Origin of the sequence: Kitasatospora sp. NPDC094019 (assembly GCF_044764505.1) — a bacterium.
GTDB lineage: Bacteria > Actinomycetota > Actinomycetes > Streptomycetales > Streptomycetaceae > Kitasatospora.
Genome location: NZ_JBIWIF010000005.1, coordinates 305,245 through 324,835, shown reverse-complemented (window position 1 = coordinate 324,835; position 19,591 = coordinate 305,245). Strand labels below are relative to the sequence as shown.

Here is a 19,591-nt window from a genome sequence, read left to right as displayed (position 1 = left end):
GGCGCGGGGGGGGGGGGGGGGGGGGGGGCCCGGCGCCCCCCCCCCGGCCCCCCGGGCCCCCCCGGGGGGGCGGCGCCCCGGGGGGCCCCCCCCGCCCCCCCGCCCCCGGGGGGGCGGGGGCCCGCCGCCGTTCCCGGACCCGGGCCGGGCACCGGCCGGGGTCCGGATCGCCCCGCTCAGCCCCCGCACCGCCCCCGCACCGCCCTTCCGGGCCGTCACGGCGCCGTCCCCGCGCCGTGTGCGAAGGTCCCAGCTCTGCAACCAAAGCGGCACCGACCTGCGCGAGCAGCTGACGGGTCGGTAGGTTGTGCTCGCCGGACCGTCGGCCGGGTGCCCGTCGTCGCACCCGCCGCCGGAGCTCGGTGGACCTCACCGCTCTCCCAGGGGGACAGAACCGCATGACCGCCGACACGCCACGGGACGCCGCCGCCTCACCCCTCCCGCCGGTCTTCCAGCCGCTGCTTCCCGACGACCCCAGAGAGGTGGGCGGCTACCGGCTGTTCGCCCGGCTCGGGGCCGGCGGCATGGGCCGGGTCTACCTCTCCTACACCCCCGGCGGCCGGCCGGTGGCGCTCAAGGTGGTCCGCCCGGAGTTCGCCGAGGACGGCGAGTTCCGCCGCCGGTTCGCCCAGGAGGTCTCCAACGCCCAGCGCATCCACGGCCTCTACACCGCCCAGGTGATCGACTCCGGCGGGCTGGACTCGGACGCGCCGTGGCTGGTCACCGCCTACGTTCCCGGGCCGTCGCTGCAGCAGGTGGTCCGCGAGAACGGCGCGCTGCCGGTGCGCACCGTGCTGCTGCTGATGGGCGGCATCGCCGAGGCGCTGCAGGCCATCCACAGCGTCGAGGTGGTCCACCGCGACCTCAAGCCGGCCAATGTGCTGGTGGCCGGCGACGGCCCGCGGGTGATCGACTTCGGTATCGCCCGGGCCGCCGACGCCACCGCGCTGACCGGCACCGGCTACCGGATCGGCTCGCCCGCCTTCATGTCCCCGGAGCAGGCCCAGGGCCGCCCGGTCACCCCCGCCACCGACGTGTTCGCGCTCGGCGCGCTGGCCGCGTACGTGGCCGCCGGCAGCGCGCCGTTCGGCGACGGCCCGGACACCGCCGTGCTCTACCGGGTGGTGCACGAGCAGCCCGATCTGGAGGCCGTGCCGGCCGACCTGCGCGAGCTGGTGCTGCGCTGCCTCGCGAAGTCCCCGGAGGACCGGCCCCGGCCGGCCGAGATCATCGAGGTCGCCCGGAACCACCCGAGCGTCGGCGGCCAGCTGCGCTTCGCCGACGACTGGCTGCCCCGGCAGGTCAACACCGAGATCACCCGCCGCTCGGACCTGCCCCGGACCCCGCCCACCCCGCTGCCGGCGGCGCCTCCGCCGCCCTCGGGGCCGCCGACCGGGCCGTCCCCGCTGACCCCGCCGCCGCCCACCGCGGCGCCCGCCACCCACGCGGCCACCGCGCCGTCCTTCGGCCCGCCGCCGCCCGGGTTCGGCCCGGTCCGGCCGGACGCCGCGCCGCCCGGCTTCGTCCCGCCGCCGCTCGGCGCGTACGGCGCCCCGCAGCCGCCCACCGAGAGCCCCACCGGACCGCTGCCCGGCACCCCGCCCACCGTCCAGCTGCGGCCGGAACCGCCGTCCTACGACACCCCGCCGCCCGGCCCGGTGGTCACCGACAGCCCGGCGCCGGCGCCCGCGAAGGCCCGCAGCAAGGGCGGTGTCTCCTGGAAGGTGCTGCTGACGGTCGCCCTGGTGATGGCGGTCGGCGGCACGGCCGGCGGGGTCGCGCTGATGGCCAAGTTCAACAAGGACGACAACCGGAACAACTCCGCGCCCCGGTCGAGCTCGGACGCGGGGAGCTCCCAGCCGGCCGCACCGCCGGCGGGCAGCGCCGCGGCGGCGGCGACCACCCCCGCGACCACCCCCTCGACGGAGCCCACCCCGTCCTCGGCCAAGTCCTCCGGCTCCTCCTCCGGGGCGGTGACCTCGGCGCCCTCCGCCACGTCCGGCCCCGGTGTGACCGCGCCGGCCCGGCCGACCGGGTACTCCCCGCTGCTGGTGCAGAAGCCGCTGTCGATCCCCGGTACCGACGCCTACTACGACTCCTACCGGATCGACCTGGACGCCGGGACGGTGGTGCCGCGCGGCAACGACCTCAAGTGGGGCCTGGGCCTGAACGCGACCGGCAGCAGCAGCAAGGCCAACTCCTTCGTCACCGCGGGCGACAACAAGTCCGACTTCGCGGTGATCACCGAGTCCACCGTGACGCCCGACCAGTGCGCCGTCGCGATCGACTCCCGGCCGGACACCGACCTCTCCTTCAACCGGGTCTCGCCGGGCCGCCTGCTCTGCGTCCGGGACCGGATCACCCGCAACATCGCCGTCGCGGTGGTCGAGGTCGCCGACGTCAGCACCGGCGCGGTGAAGCTCACCGTGAGCACCTGGCGCGCCAGCTGACCCGTCTATCCTGACGAGGTCGAATCCCCACCGGACCGGAGCGAACCGTGTACTTCACCGACCGAGGCATCGAGGAGCTGGCGAGCCGCCGCGGCGACGAGGAGGTCACCTTCGAGTGGCTGGCCGAGCGCCTGCGCGAGTTCGTCGACCTCAACCCGGACTTCGAGGTCCCGGTCGAGCGGCTGGCCACCTGGCTGGCCCGGCTCGACGACGAGGACGACGAGTGACCTGGTGAAACGCCGGTCGTGAGGGCCCGGAGGCAACCGCCTCCGGGCCCTCACGCATGCTCCCGTAGGGGCGGATCCCGGGGTCCGCTCCGGGTCCGGTCCGGGTCGGTCTCGGGGTCGGACTCCCTTGACTTCGCCGTCACGCGATATATCGTCTTTGGAAGAGGACGCGATACATCGCGAGTCACCAACGGGAGGCGGCAGAGATGAGCCAGTGGACGGTCGAAGGACCCGACAGGATCACCATCGAGGAGACGGTCCGGACGCTCCAGGTGCGGACCATCGACGGCACGGTCAACGTGGTCGCCGCCGAGGGCCCCGCCCTGCTGGAGGTCACCGCGCTCAAGGGCGAGCCGCTGCACGTCACCCTGGTCGACGGCGTCCTCACCGTCACCTACAAGGACCTCAGCAGCTGGAACGAGTTCGGCGACGTGCTCAAGTCGGTCGAGTCGGTGAAGGGCTTCTTCTCCTCCTTCAAGCGCAAGCGGACCGCCGCCGTCACCGTGACCGTCCCGGCCGGCACCGAGGTCAAGGTCGGCACCGTCTCCGCCGCGACGACGGTCTCCGGCTTCACCGAGCACGTCTCGACCCAGACCGCCAACGCCGACATCACCCTGGTCGGCCTGGCCGGGCGGACCGACGCCAGTACCGTCACCGGCGACGTCGACGCCCAGTCGGTGGCCGGGCAGCTGCGGCTGAACACCGTCTCCGGCCGGCTCACCGTGCTCGCCGGCACCGCCGAGAAGGTGAGCGCCAACGCCGTCACCGGCGCGGTCACCCTGGACCTCGCGGCCGCCACCCCGGCGCAGGTCAAGGTCAACACGGTCAGCGGCGCCGTCGGCGTCCGGCTGCCCCGGCTGACCGACACCAAGGTCGAAGCCGGCACCACCAGCGGCGACCTCTCCTCCGGCTTCGAGGAGCTCACCGTGGCCGGCGCCTGGGGCACCAAGCGCCTCTCCGGCCAGCTCGGCGACGGCAGCGGCAGCCTCTCGGTCACCACCGTCTCCGGCGCGGTCACCGTCCTCCAGCGGCCCGAGGCCGAGGACGACACCAAGGCCGCCCGTGAGCTGCCCGCCCCCGAGGCCCCCGGCACCGGCCCCGACCTCACCAAGGAGGTCTGACATGACCCCCGTCTTCGGCCACGGCCGGCTCCGGCTCTACCTGCTCAAGCTGCTCGACGAGGCCCCGCGCCACGGCTACGAGGTCATCCGGCTGCTGGAGGAGCGCTTCCAGGGCCTGTACGCGCCCTCGGCCGGCACCGTCTACCCCCGGCTCGCCAAGCTGGAGCAGGAGGGACTGGTCGCCCACAGCACCGAGGGCGGCCGCAAGGTCTACCGGCTCACCGACGCGGGGCGCGCCGAACTCGCGACCCGGCAGGGCGAGCTGGACGAGCTGGAGCTGGAGATCCACGACTCGGTGACCCAGCTCGCCGGGGCGATCCGCGAGGACGTCCGGGACAGCGCCCAGGACTTGCGCGAGCAGCTCTGGGGCGCGGCGGCCGAACAGGCGCGGCGCGGCACCCCGGACTCCGGCGAGCAGGGCGAGGGCCAGGAGAACGCCGGGAACCCGTGGGCCGGCCCGTGGGGCGACCAGGCCGCCTGGCAGCGCGCCAAGGAGGAGTTCGCCGCCTTCAAGCGGCAGGCCAAGGAGCAGGCGAAGCGCGCCAAGGAGCAGGAGAAGGCCGCCAAGGCCAAGGCGAAGGCCGCCGAGGAGGAGGCCCGCCGGCTGCGCGAGCAGTCCCGGGCGGCCCGGACCGCGGCCCAGCAGGAGGCGCTGCGGATCAAGCGCCGGGTGGAGCAGCAGGTCCGCGAGCACGCGGCGCGCGGCGACTGGCCGACCGGGCTGGCCGAAGGGCTCTCCGAGCTGACCAAGGGCCTGGCCGGGCTGGCCGACGCGGCCCGCTGGGGCCAGCCCGGGGAGACGAAGGAGGACCCGGGCGCCGAGCGGGTCACCGTCACCCGGATCGACCTGGACAAGGACGGGCCGGCCGACGCGGTCGCGGCCGAGCTGCCCGGGTGGGCCGCCGTCGACCCGGCCGGCGAACCGGCCCGGGAGCTGGAGCGGCTGCTCGACCGCTTCCGCGACCAGGTCCGCGACGCGGCCAGGGACGGCGGGGTGAGCCCCGCCCGGCTGGCCGAGGCCCGCGCCGTCCTCGGCACCGCCGGGGAGCGGCTGAAGCGCCTGCTGGGCTGAGCCCCGGCGCCGGCTCCCGGCCCCGGAACCCCGCCCGCGAACCCCACCGCCCGGCTCCCCGCACAGGGAGCCGGGCTCGGGCGCGTCACGGGTTCACGGGGTACACGCGTTCACCGGGTCACGGCGTCAGGACGAGCTTGCCGAAGACCTCGCCCTTGGCCAGCCGGGCGAGCGCCTCCGGCGCCGCCTCCAGCGGCAGCACCGAGTCGATCACCGGCCGGATCCCGGTGGTGGCGCAGAACGACAGCAGCCCGGCCAGCTCCTCCTTGGTCCCCATGGTCGAGCCGACCACCCGCAGCTCCAGGAAGAAGATCCGGTTCAGTTCGGCCGCCGCCGGGCTGGGGCCCGAGGTGGCCCCGGAGATGACGATCGTGCCGCCCGGGCGCAGCGCCTTCACCGAGTGCGACCAGGTCGCGGCGCCGACCGTCTCCATCACCGCGTCCACCCGCTCGGGCAGCCTGGCCCCGCTCGGGAACGCCGCGTCGGCGCCGAGCTCCTCCACCGCCCGGGCCCGCTTCGCCTCGTCCCGGCCGGTGACCCAGACCCGCAGGCCGGCCGCCTTGGCGAGCACCACCAGCGCGGTCGACACCCCGCCGCCGGCGCCCTGCACCAGCACCGTGTCGCCGGGCTTCACCCCGGCATTGGTGAAGAGCATCCGATAGGCCGTCAGCCAGGCCGTGGGCAGGCAGGCGGCCTCCTCGAAGGAGAGCCCGGCGGGCTTGGGCAGCAGGTTCCAGGTCGGGACGGCCACCTGCCGGGCGAAGGTGCCCTGGTAGCGCTCGGTCAGGATCGAGCGCGGCTCGTCCGGACCGACCCCGTGCCCGGTCTGGCCGATCACGGAGTGCAGGACCACCTCGTTGCCGTGCTCGTCGACGCCGGCGGCGTCGCAGCCGAGGATCATCGGGAGCTTCCCGGCGGGCAGCCCGACCCCGCGCAGCGACCAGAGGTCGTGGTGGTTCAGGCTGGCGGCCCGGACCGTGACCACGCTCCAGCCCGGCCGGGCCACGGGTTCGGGGCGTTCGCCCAACTCCAGCCCGCTCAGCGGGTCGTCGGCGTCGATTCGTGCGGCGTAGGCAGCAAACATGCACCGGACGATAGCCAGAACGCCCCCGGGCCCGGAACAACGCGTGAGTGTGACGCGTGTCCCGGGCCCGGGCGGGGTTGCTCGTTCCCTCGGACCGGCCGGGGGTCCGTCAGGTCAGCGGCGGGCGACGCCCTCGGCGCGGGCGGCCTCGGCGACGGCCTTGGTGACGGCCGGGGCGACCCGCTCGTCGAACGGCGAGGGGATGACCTTCTGCGGCGTCAGCTCGTCGGCCACCACGCCGGCCAGCGCCTTGGCGGCGGCCAGCTTCATGCCCTCGGTGATCCGGGTGGCCCGGACCTGCAGCGCGCCGGCGAAGATGCCCGGGAACGCCAGCACGTTGTTGATCTGGTTCGGGAAGTCGCTGCGCCCGGTGGCCACCACGGCGGCGTACTTGTGCGCGACCTCGGGGTGGATCTCCGGATTGGGGTTGGCCATGGCGAAGACGAACGCGCCCTCGGCCATGGTCGCGACGACCTCCTCCGGCACGGTGCCGCCGGAGACGCCGATGAAGACGTCGGCGCCGGCCATCGCGTCGGCCAGGGTCCCCTTGCGGCCGGTCCGGTTGGTCAGCCCGGCGATCTCCGCCTTGACGTCGGTCAGGTCCTCGCGGCCCTGGTGCACCACGCCCTTGCGGTCGCACACGGCCACGTCGCCGATGCCGGCCGCCAGCAGCATCTTGGCGATGGCGATGCCGGCCGCGCCGGCGCCGGAGATGACGGCGCGCAGCGAGCCGATCTCGCGGCCGGTCACCTTGGCCGCGTTCCAGAGCGCGGCGGTGGTGACGATCGCGGTGCCGTGCTGGTCGTCGTGGAAGATCGGGATGTCCAGGGCCTCCTGGAGCCGGCGCTCGATCTCGAAGCAGCGCGGGGCGGAGATGTCCTCCAGGTTGACGCCGCCGAAGGACGGGGCCAGCCGGACCACGGTCTCGACGATCTCGTCGACGTCGGTGCAGGCGAGCGCGATCGGCACCGCGTCCACGCCGCCGAACTGCTTGAACAGGATCGCCTTGCCCTCCATGACGGGCAGCGACGCCTCGGGGCCGATGTCGCCGAGACCGAGCACGGCGGTGCCGTCGGTGACCACGGCCACCGTGTTGGCCTTCCAGGTGTAGTCGTTCACGAGCTCGGGCTGCTCGGCGATGGCCGTGCAGACCCGGGCGACACCGGGGGTGTAGGCGAGGGACAGGTCGTCCGCGTCGCGCACCGGGACGGTCGCCCGGATCTCCATCTTGCCGCCGCGGTGGAGCGCGAACACGGCGTCGACCGGATCGTCGGTGTCCTGAGTACTGCTGTGGATGATCTCCGCTGCCACGATGACCTCTTCGTCATTGATCGAGCGAGGACACGCGGCCGACGGGGCGGACGACCCGGCCGGTTCCCGGCATCCGGTGACCGGCGGCCGGTCAGCGGAACCCGGAAACGCCGAAGCGCCCCCGGGGGAAGGCTGGGTCGGGGCGCCGCCGTCGGACGAGCGCCTCGAAATGAGGGTTTATGGAGTTGTCCGCGTGTGGTCCGCGCTGTGCTTCCGGGCCGAGCGTAGGTCGGACGAGGGCATCGCACCCATGCCTTTTCGTCCAAGTCACATGGTTGTCATGCGCCTCACGGCCACCTGTGGGCACCAGGAACCATGAGAACCGGACCCCGGCCGCGGCAAGGACGCACACGTACGCACACCCGCGGGGGTGAACACGGACACGGTGTGGAGGCCGGTGCCGCCGGATACGGAGTCGACGTTCTGGACTTCCGTTCCTGTGCACCCCGGGCCTGTTGCGGCCCGGCGGTCCGGTTCGAGCGTCGGGGGTCACCCGGTACCGAATTCTGACACACCCGCCCACGGACGCGGCAGGTCGGGATGGGAGGATCCGTTGTTCCGCCATCTCGCGTCCACCTCCGGGATGCCGCGGCGCCTCCCCCTCCCTCCCTCAGGAGCAACCGATGCACCACCGTGCCCAGTCCCGCCGCCGGGCCACCGCCGCACTCGCCCTCGCCACCACCGGAACGCTGCTGCTGACCGGCTGCGGCGGGGACAAGGCGGTCGCCGAGGACCCGCTCCAGCAGCTCCGGGCGAAGATCCCGGGCGCCCAGCAGTCGGGCAAGGTGCTGCGGATAGGGATGGACGTCAACTACCCGCCGGTGGAGTTCCGGGGCGCCGACGGCAAGCCCGACGGACTGGACCCGGACATCGCCGCCGCCCTCGGCCGGATCCTGGACCTGCGGATCGAGTACGTCGACACCCCCTTCGACAAGCTCGTGCCGAATCTCCACCACAAGCAGTACGACGTCGCGATGTCTGCGCTCAGCGACATCCGCCAGCGCCGGGACGGCGTGGACGAGGCCGGCAAGCCGACCGGCCTCGCCGTGGACTTCGTCGACTACTTCATCGCCGGCACCTCGATCGTGGTGCCGAAGGGCAACCCCAAGGGCATCCACGGCCTGGACGACCTCTGCGGCCGGACTGTCGCGGTGCAGAACGGCACCACCCAGGACGAGATCGTCGCCCGCCAGGTGGCCGCCTGCACCCGCGCCAACAAGCCGCTGGCCGTCCACAAGTTCGACAGCGACGCCAAGGCCCTGGCCGAGGTCGCCGCCGGCACGGCGCAGGCGGGCCTGAACGACTTCCCGGTGGCCGCCTACGCGGCGAAGAACACCGACGGCGGCAACCGCTTCGAGGTGACCGGTTCGCAGTCCCGCTCCAACCCGTACGGGATCGCGCTGCGCAAGGAGGACAGCGAGCTGCGCGACGTCCTGGCCAGGGCGATCGACCAGCTGATCCGCAGCGGCGAGTACGACAGGATCCTCGCCAAGTGGAACGTCACCGCCGGCGCGGCCCAGAACGCGGTGGTCAACGGAGGCATCTGAGCCGGGTCCCGACGGAGGTTCGGACCGCCGCGGAGCGGGCGCACGATCGGGCGAGTGCGCGGCCGGGCCTCCGGGCGGACCGCAGGGAGATCTGCATACTTATACGCAGGGTGACAGGGACACGGTATTCGTCCGAATAGCGGACAGTGCGGCCCCCCGTTATCCGATTTTGATCTGAATGAGGGCCACCCGAGCGTCATCAGATGGCAGGATTCCCCCCATCTCGGATCGAGCCGGCCACTGGTCGAGGCGGTTCGGTCAACGCCCACCTCGGCGGACGGTGGCGGAGAGCAGTACCCGGTACCACCCTGCGTGTTCTCCCTGCCCGGCCGTACAGCGCCGTACGGCCTGCTGCTCCGGCGTACCGCTCCCTCGCGGCGCGCCCGTCCGACCTCTCCCTCAGGAGGAGATCCCCCATGATCGCCCGTACCCAGCGCACCCGCCTCCTCGCCTCAGCGGCGGTGCTCGCGTCCGCGTCGCTCGTGCTGACCGCCTGCGGCAGCAGCAAGTCCTCCTCCAGCGGCGGGAGCAGCGCGGCCAACCCCGGCGCCAGCGTCGCCGCCGTGTCCGCCGACCCCGCGCTCGCCGGGCTCGTCCCCGCCGACATCAAGTCCTCCGGCAAGCTGATCGTCGCCGCCGACGCCTCCTACGCGCCCAACGAGTTCAAGGACGACAAGGGCAACATCGTCGGCCTCGACGTCGACCTGGCCGGCGCGATCGCCAAGAAGCTCGGCCTCAACGCCGATGTGCAGAACGCCGACTTCACCTCGATCATCCCGGGCATCACGGCGAAGAAGTACCAGCTCGGCATGAGCTCCTTCACCGACACCAAGGAGCGCGAGCAGACCGTCGACATGGTCAGCTACTTCACCGCGGGCAGCGCCATCGCGGTGAAGAAGGGCAACCCGGACAAGATCGACCCCAAGGACCTCTGCGGCAAGAAGGTCGCCGTCCAGACCGGCACCACGCAGGCCCAGGAGATCACCGACGTCCGCAACCCGGAGTGCACCAAGGCCGGCAAGCCGACGATCCCCAACGACGGCGACAAGTTCACCCTCCAGACGGACGTGACCACCGCGCTGGTCTCCGGCCGCGACCAGGTGATGATGGCCGACTCCCCGGTCGTCGACTACGCGATCAAGCAGACCAACGGCCAGCTGGAGAAGCTCGGCGACACCTACGACAGCGCACCCTACGGCGTCGTCGTCGACAAGGGCTCCCCGCTGGCCCAGGCCGTCCAGGGCGCCGTCCAGTCGCTGATCGCCGACGGCACCTACAAGCAGATCCTGGCGAAGTGGGGCGTCGAGGCCGGCGCGATCGACAAGTCCGAGATCAACGCCGCCAAGAGCTGATCCTCCGCACCACCACACTCCCTGAGGCCCCAAGGTGAAATCTTCCGAGCAGGGGGCGGTGAAATCGGGACGGCCTGAGACCATCAAGGCCGTCCCGGTGCGCCACCCCGGACGCTGGGCCGGAGCAGTAGTCATCGTCGTCCTGGCGGCGATGCTGCTCCACGCCCTGATCTTCAACCCCGCGTTCCAGTGGGACGTCGTCAGAGACACGCTCACCAACGAGCAGATCATCCACGGCATCGGCGTGACGCTGGAGCTGACCGCGCTGTCCATGCTGATGGGCGTGGTCGGCGGTGTGCTCCTCGCGATCATGCGGCTCTCGCCGAACCCGCTGCTGTCGGGCACCGCCTGGTTCTACATCTGGATCTTCCGCGGCACCCCCGTACTGGTGCAGCTGGTGTTCTGGAACTTCCTGGGCGCCCTGTGGCCGAGGCTCTCGATCGGCATCCCGTTCGGAACCGAGTTCTGGTCCGAGTCGACCAACACCCTGATCCCGACCTTCACCGCCGCGCTGCTGGGCCTCGGTCTCAACGAGGCCGCGTACATGGCGGAGATCGTGCGCGGCGGCATCCAGTCCGTGGACGAGGGACAGAGCGAGGCCGCCCACGCGCTGGGCATGAGCCGCGCGGCCACGCTGCGCCGGATCGTGCTCCCGCAGGCGATGCGGGTGATCATCCCGCCGACCGGCAACGAGACCATCTCGATGCTGAAGACCACCTCGCTGGTCCAGGTCATCTCGCTGGCCGAGCTGTTCACCGCCGGTCACGACATCTACTCGCGGACCTTCCAGACCATCCCGGTCCTGGTCGCGGTCAGCATCTACTACCTGCTCATGACCTCGATCCTCACCGTGGGGCAGTACTACATCGAGCGGCACTACGCTCGTGGTGCGAACCGGACCCTGCCGCCCACGCCGATCCAGCGGCTGCGGCTGCTCTTCGGCGGCAGGCCCACCCCGAAGGCCAAGAACGACGTGGTCCCCGGACTCGAGGGAGGCGGTCACGTATGACCGACCTGACCAAGACCCCCGCCGACGCCCCCATCGGCGGGCCGATGGTGAAGTCCGAGGGCGTCCGTAAGTCGTACGGCCTGGTCGAGGTGCTCAAGGGCATCGACCTGGAGGTCAAGCAGAGCGAGGTGTTCTGCCTGGTCGGCCCGTCCGGCTCCGGCAAGTCCACCTTCCTGCGCTGCATCAACCACCTGGAGAAGATCAACGGCGGCCGCCTCTGGGTGGACGGCGAGATGGTCGGCTACCGGCAGCGGGGCGACAAGCTCCACGAGCTGAAGGACCGCGAGGTCGCGCTCAAGCGGCGGGACATCGGCATGGTGTTCCAGCGCTTCAACCTCTTCCCGCACATGACCGCGGTGGAGAACGTGATGGAGGCGCCGGTCCAGGTCAAGCGCGAGTCCAGGTCCGAGGCCAGGGAGCGCGCCATGGCCCTGCTGGAGCGGGTCGGCCTGTCCGACAAGAGCGGGAACTACCCCTCCCAGCTCTCCGGCGGCCAGCAGCAGCGGGTGGCGATCGCCCGGGCGCTCGCGATGAAGCCCAAGCTGATGCTCTTCGACGAGCCGACCTCGGCGCTCGACCCCGAGCTGGTCGGCGAGGTCCTCGACGTCATGCGCGGGCTCGCCGAGGAGGGCATGACCATGATCGTGGTGACCCACGAGATGGGCTTCGCCCGCGAGGTCGGCGACGCGCTGGTGTTCATGGACGGTGGTGTGGTGGTCGAGTCCGGCACCCCCCGCGACGTCCTCAGCAACCCGCAGCACGAGCGCACCCGCGCCTTCCTCTCCAAGGTGCTCTGAGCGCGACCCTCGGCGGCGCCCGGCAGGTCGGTCCTGCCGGGCGCCGCCGCTTTTCCCGCTTTCGCCCCACGGGTAATAGGCTGGAGGCAATCAGCCCGTTACCGCTTTCTGGAAGGACCACCGTGGAGCTCGCCTCGTACGCCGATCTGGCCGTCCGGCTGGTGAACACCGAGGAACCCGGGCGCGGCACCGACTCGCTGACCTCGGTGGACGCGGTGCGCGCCCTGTTCTCGGACTCCTCCCGGGCCCGTGACCTCGCCGACGAATCCGACCTGCCCCGGCTGCGGGCCGTCCGTACCCGGCTGCGCGGGGTCTTCGAGGCCGCCGCCGAGGACGAGGAGGTGCGCAGCGTCGACCTGCTGAACAGCCTGCTGATGGAGTTCCCGGTCAGCCCGCTGGTCTCCGGGCACGACTACCTCGACGAGGCCGGCCGACCGCGCTGGCACCTGCACCTCGCCGACAACTCGCCGACCGCCACCGCGCACTACAGCGCCGTCGCCTGCATGGGTCTGGCCGTCCACCTGACCGAGCTGGGCGCCGACCGGCTCGGGATCTGCCAGGCCGCGCCCTGCCGCAACGCCTATCTGGACACCTCGACCAACCGGTCCCGCCGCTACTGCTCGGACCGCTGCGCCACCCGCGCCAATGTCGCCGCCTACCGGGCCCGCAAGCGCCTGGAGGCCCAGGAGGCCGCGGCCGCCGGGCGCTAGGTCCGGCCCCGGCCTTTCGGCCCCCCGGCTCAGCGGACCGGGAGTTCCTCCGGCCGGATCCAGACGCCGAGGCGGCGGGCGAGCCCGGGCACCCGCGCCAGCGGGGCGGCCAGCAGCAGCCGCTCCAGCCGCCGTCCGGGCGCCAGCCAGGCCGGGCGCGGGCGCAGCCGCAGCAGTACCCGGCCGAGCACCAGCTCGTCCGGCACCGCTCCGTAGCTGCGGCTGTCGCTGTCCACCGGCCGGTTGTCGGAGAGCAGCCACCAGCCCTTGGGACGACGGCCGTCGGCCCGCTTGACCACCAGCAGGTTCTGCTGGAACGGGTGACGGAACACCACCACCGCGCCGGGCCGGATCCGGGCGCCGTAGCGGACCAGCAGCTGGTCCCCGTCGCGCAGGGTCGGCACCATCGAGTCCCCCGCCACGTCGATCAGCCCGAACGGCGCGCCGCCGCCCGGCGGACCGTCCTCCGGTTCCGCGCTCCGTGCCACGGCTCCTCCTCCCGGCTCGCGTCCCGCCGTGTCCCGCGTCCTGCTGTCGAGCTGTCGAGCTGTCGAGCACCAGTCTGCCGCACCGGCCGCCGTCGGCCGATGTCCGGATTGATCCGGTTCCGGCTCCGTCTTTTGCCCCAGTCACGCCGCCCGACCGGGAAAGCGGACGGTCCGGCAGGTAATCTCGGGCGCGGGAAGACGATCTAAGGAAGGACTCCCATGTTCTCTCGTCTGTTTGCACCTCGCGCCACCGCCCACGCCCACTGCGACCTGCCCTGCGGTGTCTACGACCCGGCCCAGGCCCGGATCGAGGCCGAGTCGGTCAAGGCCACTCAGGAGAAGTACCAGGCCAACGAGGACGCGCACTTCCGCGCCCGCGCGGTCATCATCAAGGAGCAGCGCGCCGAGGCGGTCAAGCACCACATCTCGGTGCTGTGGAGCGACTACTTCAAGGCCCCGCACTTCGAGAAGTACCCGCAGCTGCACCAGCTCGTCAACGACACCCTGAAGGCCGCCTCGGCCGCCAAGGCGTCCACCGACCCGGCCACCGGCCAGGCGCTGCTCGACCTCATCGCCGAGGTCGACAAGATCTTCTGGGAGACCAAGCAGGGCTGATCCCCCGCCCGGTCGCCTTTCGGCCGCCCCCGTCCGGATCCGGACGGGGGCGGTCGCGCGTTCGGATCCGGACGGGCACGACCGTTCGACCGGTAAGGGTCGTAGGCCGTCAGCGCTTGTTATGCTGCCAGGGCGTCCCACGGGGGAAGCCGGTGCGAATCCGGCGCTGACCCGCAACGGTAAACGGCCCCCTCGGCCGTGAGCCCGATCGCCCGGGGACGCCGACCTCCCGACAACTCGCCGCGGACTGCGAGGGGATGGCGCCCCGGCACACCCCCGCCCGGCCGCGCCGCCCCTCGCCGTACCCGGCCCGAGGCAAGGCGTGCCACCAGTGAGCAGCAGCACCGCGGCCGCACCGGCCACCGCCGCGGCCCCACCGGGCCCCCGCCGGGCTCCCGCCCTCCCGCTCGCCGTCGGACTCGCCGCGGCCCTGCTCGGCTCGCTGGTCTGCGCCGTCGCGGTGGGCTCCGCCGGCCTCGGCTGGGGCCAGGTCCTGCGGCTGCTGGGCGCCGGACTGACGGGCGGTCGACTGGAGGCCGACGAGGCCGCCGCGTACGCCATCGTCTGGGAGATCAGGCTGCCGCGCGCCGTCCTGGCCGCCGTCGTCGGGGCCGGGCTCGCCGCCACCGGCGTCGCCGTCCAGGCGATGGTCCGCAACGCGCTGGCCGACCCCTTCGTGCTCGGCATCTCCTCCGGGGCCTCGGTCGGCGCCAACGCCGTGCTGATGTTCGGCGCCTTCGCCTCGCTCGGCGTCTGGGCGCTCTCCGCCTCCGCCTTCGTCTCGGCCCTGCTGGCCATGGTGCTGGTCTATCTGACGGCCCGGACCGCCCACGGGCTCACCCCGCTGCGGCTGGTGCTCACCGGCACCGCGATGTCCTACGGATTCTCCGCGGTGACCGCGCTGATGGTCTTCGCCGCGGCCCGCGGCGAGGCCGCCCGCTCGGCCATGATGTGGCTGCTCGGCAGCCTCGGCGGGGCCACCTGGGGCTCGGTGCCGATCGCCGCCGTCACCGTGCTGGCCGGCCTGGCGTACCTGGCCCGCTCCGCCGGACAACTGGACGCGCTGGCGATGGGCGACGAGACCGCCGCCTCGCTCGGTATGGACCCGGACCGGCTGCGGCGCGCGCTGTTCGTGGTGACCGCGGCCGTCACCGGCACCGTGGTCGCGGTCAGCGGGGCGATCGGCTTCGTCGGCCTGATGGTCCCGCACCTGGCCCGGATGCTGGTCGGCGCCGGGCACCGACGGCTGCTGCTGGTCGCGCCGCTCGCCGGGGCCCTGCTGCTGGTCTGGGTGGACATCGTCTCGCGCACCCTGCTGGCTCCCGCCGAACTGCCGGTCGGCGTGGTCACCGCGGCCGTCGGGGTGCCCTGCTTCCTGCTGCTGATGCGCCGTCGCGGCTACTCCTTCGGGGGCGGCCGGTGAGCGCCGCCGACACCGGGGCCCTGGACCTCGCGGTCGACCGGGTCTCGGTCGACCTGGCCGGCGTCCGGCTGGTCCACGAGGTCACCCTGACCGCCGCCGCCGGCCAGGTGGTCGGCCTGGTCGGCCCGAACGGCAGCGGCAAGTCCACCCTGCTGCGCTGCGTCTACCGGGCGCTGCGGCCCGCCGCCGGAGCCGTCCTGCTGGGCGGCGAGGAGGTCCACCGGCTCGCCCCGCGCGAGGCCGCCCGACGGGTGGCGGCGCTGCCGCAGGAACACACCGCCGAGTTCGACTTCACCGTCGCCGAGGTGGTCGGCATGGGCCGGCTGCCGCACCGGCGCGGCGCCCTGGCCGGCCCGTCCGCGGCCGACGAGGAGCACTGCGCCACCGCGCTGGGCCGGGTCGGCGCCGGGCACCTGGCCGGCCGGGGCTTCCTGAGCCTCTCCGGGGGCGAGAAGCAGCGGGTGCTGATCGCCCGCGCGCTGGTCCAGCAGCCCCGGGTGCTGGTGCTCGACGAACCCACCAACCACCTGGACATCACCCATCAGTTGGAGGTGCTGGCGCTGGTCCGGGAGGCCGGGCCGACGGTGCTCACCGCACTGCACGACCTCAATCTGGCCGCCGGGCACTGCGATCTGCTGTACGTGGTCGCGCAGGGGCGGATCGTCGCCTCCGGACCGCCCGCCGAGGTGCTCGAACCGGAGCTGCTGGCCGAGGTGTTCAAGGTCCGCGCGACACCGGTCCGGCACCCGGTCACCGGCGCCGTCCAGCTGCTGTTCGACCGCCTGCCCTGAGCGGCCCCGCCCGCTCCCCGTACGACCCGCCAACCACCGCCCCGAGGACCCACCATGCGCACCAAGGCCGTTGCCGCCGCCGCCCTGCTCGCCCTCGCCCTGACCGGCTGCGGCGCCGAGATCGCCCCGCGCGGCGACGCCGCCGCCTCCGCCCACTACCCGGTGACCGTCGAGAACTGCGGAGCCAAGGTCACCTTCGACCGCAAGCCCGCCCGGGTGGTGACGAACGACGTCGGCATCACCGAGCTGATGTTCGCGCTCGGCCTGGAGGACCGGATGGCCGGCTACGTGATGCCGGACGACAAGGGCCAGGTCGACAAGGTCGCCTGGAAGGACGCCTACCAGCGCGCGCCGTGGCTCTCCAAGCAGCAGATCACCAAGGAGATCGCCCTGGAGGCCAGGGCCGACCTGGTGTTCGCGGGCTGGAACTACGGCTTCGACGACAGCCGGGGCGTCACCCCGCAGGCCCTGGCCGGCGTCGGCATCGGCTCCTACGTGCTCACCGAGTCCTGCCGCAGCGGCAAGGGCACCGAGCGCGGGGTGATGTCCCCGCTGCACGCGCTGTACACGGACCTCACCAACCTGGGCGACATCTTCGACGTCCGGGACCGGGCGGACCGGCTGGTGGCCGGCTTCAAGGCGGAGATCGCGGCCGTCCCCGAGCCCGCGTACCGCCCGGGCGTCTTCCTGTACGACAGCGGCGAGGACAAGCCCTTCACCTCCGGCCGGTTCGCCGCCCCGGAGGAGATCATCACCAAGGCCGGCGGGCGGAACGTGACCGGCGACCTCGCCGACTCCTGGACCACCGTTGGCTGGGAGACCGTGGTCGAGCGCGACCCCGAGGTGATCGTGATCAACAACTACGGCACCCCCGACGCCGAGGCGAAGCGGCAGTTCCTGAAGTCCTTCCCGCCGCTGGCCGGCGTCTCGGCCGTCCGCAACGACCGGATCTTCGTCCTGGACTACGTCGATCTGGTCGAGAGCCCCCGCAACCCGGCCGCGGTCACCGCGCTGGCGGCCTACCTGCGGACCGTCCCGGCCCGCTGAGACGCCGGCCGTCCCGGGCCTCCGCCCGGTCCGGGACGGGAACGGGGCGGCCCCAGTAGGCTCGGAGTCATGATCCGCGCCGCAGTCCCCACCGACATCCCCGTGGTCCACCGCATGATCCACGAACTGGCCGAGTACGAGAAGGCTCCGGACGAGGCGGTCGCCACCGAGGAGCAGCTGCGGGCCGCCCTGTTCGGCGAGCGGCCGGCCGTGTTCGGCCTGATCGCCGAGGACGACACCACCGGCGAACCGGTCGGCTTCGCGCTCTGGTTCCTCAACTTCTCGACCTGGCGCGGCAGCCACGGGATCTACCTGGAGGACCTGTACGTCAGCCCGACCGCCCGCGGCGGCGGCCACGGCAAGGCCCTGCTGCTGGAACTGGCCCGGATCGCCGTCGAGCGCGGTTACGCCCGGGTCGAGTGGTCGGTGCTGGACTGGAACCGGCCCTCGATCGACTTCTACGAGGCACTCGGCGCGGTCCCGATGAACGGGTGGACCGTCTACCGCCTGACCGACGAGGCGCTGACCGCCGCCGGCACCCGCTGAACCGGGCCCGCGCGCGGGGTGCGGAGGGCGTGCGCGGAGGGCGCGCACCGGCCCCGTCGGACCACTGCCACCCTGCGTCGCGATGGCTTACCATGAGTGACTCCCGCTCCGGGGCAGGAACGCGGTAACGTCTCGGACGGACGGCGGCGTCCGGACGACCCCCGAGGGGTATGACCGGTACGTACCGCACCACCCCTCTGGACAGTTGGGGCGAAGCAGTTGAGCCAAGCAACAGACAGTGCCGCGGCCACCGGCCCGGAAGCACAGCGCGTCACCCAGGAGGTGAGGGTGTCCCAGATCGACGGCGAGCCCGGAGTGCAGGACTTCGTGGAGGTCCGGCTGCCCGCGGCCGGCGCCTACCTCTCGGTCCTGCGTACAGCCACGGCGGGCCTCGCGGCCCGGCTGGACTTCACCCTGGACGAGATCGAGGACCTGCGGATCGCGGTCGACGAGGCATGCGCCATCCTCCTCCAGCAGGCCGTCCCCGGCTCGGTCCTCTCCTGCGAGTTCCGCCTGGTCGGCGACTCCCTGAAGGTGATCGTCTCGGCACCCACCACCGACGGCCGGGCGCCCGAACGCGACACCTTCGCCTGGACCGTGCTCTCCGCACTGGCCGGCGAGGTCGAGTCCACGGTCGCCGAGGACAAGACGGTGTCGATCAGCCTGCACAAGAAGCGCGGCGGCTCCACCGCCCATTAGGTCCGCCGCGGCAGCGCGGCAGCAGCAACCGACAAGGGCCGTCCGCCCGGCAACACCGGGCCGGACGGACGGCTCCCGGTACCGCCCCCACCCGGCGGTACGACCATCGAGACGAACCGGGACCGGCGGTCCCGGTGCTCCCGGAACGGAACGGGGGAATGGCCGTGAGTGATCTGGACCGTACCGGCCTCGCGACGGCGGGCCCTGCCGTACCGACCCAGGCGAGCGTCCCCGGCCTCGCCGCCAACGACGAAGCGCACCCGAAGGACGCCCACCGGATGAGCCAGCCGACCGAGCCGACGCCCGAGTCGTCGCCCGATCAGTCGCCCACGCCCGTGCCGTCGGCCGCGGACCTCCCGCCGGCCGACCGCCCGGACGCGGGTCCGGACAGCGACGGCCCGGAGGACGGGGCCGCCGTCGAGGCGGCCCGGGCGCTGCGCGCCGCGCTACCCGCCCAGGGTCCGCAGCGCAGCGGTGCCCCGGACCGCGAGGCGGCCCGGGCCCTGTTCGTCCGGCTGTCCGCGCTGCCCGACGGCTCCCCGGAGCGCGTCGAGCTGCGCAACCAGCTGGTGCGGATGCACATCCCGCTGGTCGAGCACCTGGCCCGGCGGTTCCGCAACCGGGGCGAGCCGCTGGACGACCTCACCCAGGTCGCCACCATCGGACTGATCAAGTCGGTGGACCGCTTCGACCACGAGCGCGGGGTCGAGTTCTCCACCTACGCGACGCCGACCATCGTGGGCGAGATCAAGCGGCACTTCCGCGACAAGGGCTGGGCGGTCCGGGTGCCGCGCCGGCTCCAGGAACTGCGGCTGTCGCTCACCACGGCGACCAGCGAGCTCTCCCAGCGGCACGGCCGCTCCCCCACGGTGCACGAACTGGCCGAGCACCTCGGGATCTCCGAGGAGGACGTGCTGGAGGGGCTGGAGTCCGCCAACGCGTACTCCACGCTGTCCCTGGACGTGCCGGACAACGACGACGAGTCGCCGGCCGTCGCGGACACCCTGGGCGCCACCGACGAGGCCCTGGAGGGCGTCGAGTACCGCGAGTCGCTCAAGCCGCTGCTCGCCCAACTGCCGCCCCGGGAGCAGAAGATCCTGGTCCTGCGGTTCTTCCGGAACATGACGCAGTCCCAGATCGCCGCCGAGGTCGGCATTTCCCAGATGCACGTCTCGCGGCTGCTGGCCCGGACGCTCGCGCAGCTGCGGGAGAAGCTGCTGGTCGAGGAGTAGGACCGGGAAAGCACGACCGACGGCCGCCGGGAGGCGGCCGTCGGTCGTGCGGCACCGGAAGCGGCGGCGG

Annotated in this window: 19 protein-coding genes and 1 riboswitch; of the genes, 16 read left to right on the top strand and 3 right to left on the bottom strand. The window is 73.0% G+C overall.

Features of this window, described 5'->3' with window-relative positions:
- Positions 1-398: 398 nt before the first annotated feature.
- The 4 genes from ACIQ9P_RS13865 to ACIQ9P_RS13850 all read left to right on the top strand — a co-directional run bounded on the left by ACIQ9P_RS13865 (position 399) and on the right by ACIQ9P_RS13850 (position 4,870).
- Positions 399-2,450, top strand: coding sequence for a serine/threonine-protein kinase (locus ACIQ9P_RS13865; protein ID WP_402354620.1), 2,052 nt, complete (start codon positions 399-401; stop codon positions 2,448-2,450).
- A 47-nt stretch (positions 2,451-2,497) separates the two neighbouring features.
- Positions 2,498-2,677: a DUF6104 family protein gene (locus ACIQ9P_RS13860; protein WP_030392846.1), complete on the top strand. Its 180-nt coding sequence runs from the start codon at positions 2,498-2,500 to the stop codon at positions 2,675-2,677.
- 206 nt (positions 2,678-2,883) lie between these two features.
- Positions 2,884-3,798 (top strand): DUF4097 family beta strand repeat-containing protein, encoded by a 915-nt coding sequence (locus ACIQ9P_RS13855; protein WP_402354618.1) that lies wholly within the window; start codon positions 2,884-2,886, stop codon positions 3,796-3,798.
- A gap of 1 nt (position 3,799) precedes the next feature.
- Positions 3,800-4,870, top strand: a complete 1,071-nt coding sequence (locus ACIQ9P_RS13850; protein ID WP_402354616.1) for a helix-turn-helix transcriptional regulator — start codon at positions 3,800-3,802, stop codon at positions 4,868-4,870.
- 118 nt (positions 4,871-4,988) lie between these two features.
- On the opposite strand, the gene ACIQ9P_RS13845 is transcribed toward ACIQ9P_RS13850, so the two are convergent.
- Both ACIQ9P_RS13845 and ACIQ9P_RS13840 read right to left on the bottom strand, forming a co-directional pair.
- Positions 4,989-5,954, bottom strand: a complete 966-nt coding sequence (locus ACIQ9P_RS13845; protein WP_402354614.1) for a zinc-binding dehydrogenase — start codon at positions 5,952-5,954, stop codon at positions 4,989-4,991.
- A 114-nt stretch (positions 5,955-6,068) separates the two neighbouring features.
- Complete coding sequence (locus ACIQ9P_RS13840) at positions 6,069-7,265, bottom strand: NADP-dependent malic enzyme (protein WP_402354613.1); 1,197 nt, start codon at positions 7,263-7,265, stop codon at positions 6,069-6,071.
- Positions 7,266-7,888: 623 nt separating this feature from the next.
- Here ACIQ9P_RS13840 and ACIQ9P_RS13835 point away from each other — a divergent pair.
- The 5 genes from ACIQ9P_RS13835 (at position 7,889) to ACIQ9P_RS13815 (ending at position 12,680) form a co-directional block, all read left to right on the top strand.
- A complete protein-coding gene (locus ACIQ9P_RS13835; RefSeq protein WP_402354611.1) occupies positions 7,889-8,812 on the top strand; it encodes an ABC transporter substrate-binding protein in 924 nt (307 codons plus the stop codon).
- Between the two features lie 416 nt (positions 8,813-9,228).
- A complete protein-coding gene (locus tag ACIQ9P_RS13830; RefSeq protein WP_402354609.1) occupies positions 9,229-10,164 on the top strand; it encodes an ABC transporter substrate-binding protein in 936 nt (311 codons plus the stop codon).
- A 58-nt stretch (positions 10,165-10,222) separates the two neighbouring features.
- The gene (locus tag ACIQ9P_RS13825) at positions 10,223-11,173 is read left to right on the top strand and encodes an amino acid ABC transporter permease (RefSeq protein ID WP_402354607.1); all 951 of its coding nucleotides are present in this window, start codon (positions 10,223-10,225) and stop codon (positions 11,171-11,173) included.
- Positions 11,170-11,970: an amino acid ABC transporter ATP-binding protein gene (locus ACIQ9P_RS13820; protein WP_402354605.1), complete on the top strand. Its 801-nt coding sequence runs from the start codon at positions 11,170-11,172 to the stop codon at positions 11,968-11,970. Before ACIQ9P_RS13825 ends, ACIQ9P_RS13820 begins: the two co-directional genes overlap by 4 nt.
- Before the next feature lie 122 nt (positions 11,971-12,092).
- Complete coding sequence (locus ACIQ9P_RS13815; RefSeq protein WP_402354603.1) at positions 12,093-12,680, top strand: CGNR zinc finger domain-containing protein; 588 nt, start codon at positions 12,093-12,095, stop codon at positions 12,678-12,680.
- Between the two features lie 29 nt (positions 12,681-12,709).
- Here ACIQ9P_RS13815 and sodX read toward each other — a convergent pair whose 3' ends face one another.
- Entirely contained in the window at positions 12,710-13,168 is a 459-nt protein-coding gene (sodX, locus tag ACIQ9P_RS13810; protein ID WP_045939130.1) for a nickel-type superoxide dismutase maturation protease, read from the bottom strand.
- Positions 13,169-13,387: 219 nt separating this feature from the next.
- On the opposite strand from sodX, the gene sodN reads away from it, so the two are divergent.
- From sodN to ACIQ9P_RS13775, 7 genes are all read left to right on the top strand, one after another.
- The gene (gene sodN, locus ACIQ9P_RS13805; RefSeq protein WP_030309129.1) at positions 13,388-13,783 is read left to right on the top strand and encodes a superoxide dismutase, Ni; all 396 of its coding nucleotides are present in this window, start codon (positions 13,388-13,390) and stop codon (positions 13,781-13,783) included.
- A 113-nt stretch (positions 13,784-13,896) separates the two neighbouring features.
- A riboswitch (cobalamin riboswitch) is annotated at positions 13,897-14,014 on the top strand.
- 100 nt (positions 14,015-14,114) lie between these two features.
- Complete coding sequence (locus ACIQ9P_RS13800) at positions 14,115-15,206, top strand: FecCD family ABC transporter permease (protein WP_402354600.1); 1,092 nt, start codon at positions 14,115-14,117, stop codon at positions 15,204-15,206.
- A complete protein-coding gene (locus tag ACIQ9P_RS13795) occupies positions 15,203-15,997 on the top strand; it encodes an ABC transporter ATP-binding protein (protein ID WP_402354598.1) in 795 nt (264 codons plus the stop codon). Before ACIQ9P_RS13800 ends, ACIQ9P_RS13795 begins: the two co-directional genes overlap by 4 nt.
- 54 nt (positions 15,998-16,051) lie before the next feature.
- Complete coding sequence (locus ACIQ9P_RS13790; RefSeq protein WP_402354596.1) at positions 16,052-17,044, top strand: ABC transporter substrate-binding protein; 993 nt, start codon at positions 16,052-16,054, stop codon at positions 17,042-17,044.
- 69 nt (positions 17,045-17,113) lie between these two features.
- Positions 17,114-17,590 carry a GNAT family N-acetyltransferase gene (locus tag ACIQ9P_RS13785; protein ID WP_402354594.1) on the top strand — a complete coding sequence of 159 codons (477 nt, stop codon included), beginning with the start codon at positions 17,114-17,116 and terminating at the stop codon, positions 17,588-17,590.
- A 288-nt stretch (positions 17,591-17,878) separates the two neighbouring features.
- On the top strand, positions 17,879-18,289 hold the full coding sequence (locus ACIQ9P_RS13780; RefSeq protein ID WP_402354592.1) for an anti-sigma regulatory factor: 411 nt from the start codon (positions 17,879-17,881) through the stop codon (positions 18,287-18,289).
- Between the two features lie 164 nt (positions 18,290-18,453).
- Positions 18,454-19,521 carry a SigB/SigF/SigG family RNA polymerase sigma factor gene (locus tag ACIQ9P_RS13775; RefSeq protein ID WP_402354590.1) on the top strand — a complete coding sequence of 356 codons (1,068 nt, stop codon included), beginning with the start codon at positions 18,454-18,456 and terminating at the stop codon, positions 19,519-19,521.
- Positions 19,522-19,591 lie beyond the last annotated feature (70 nt).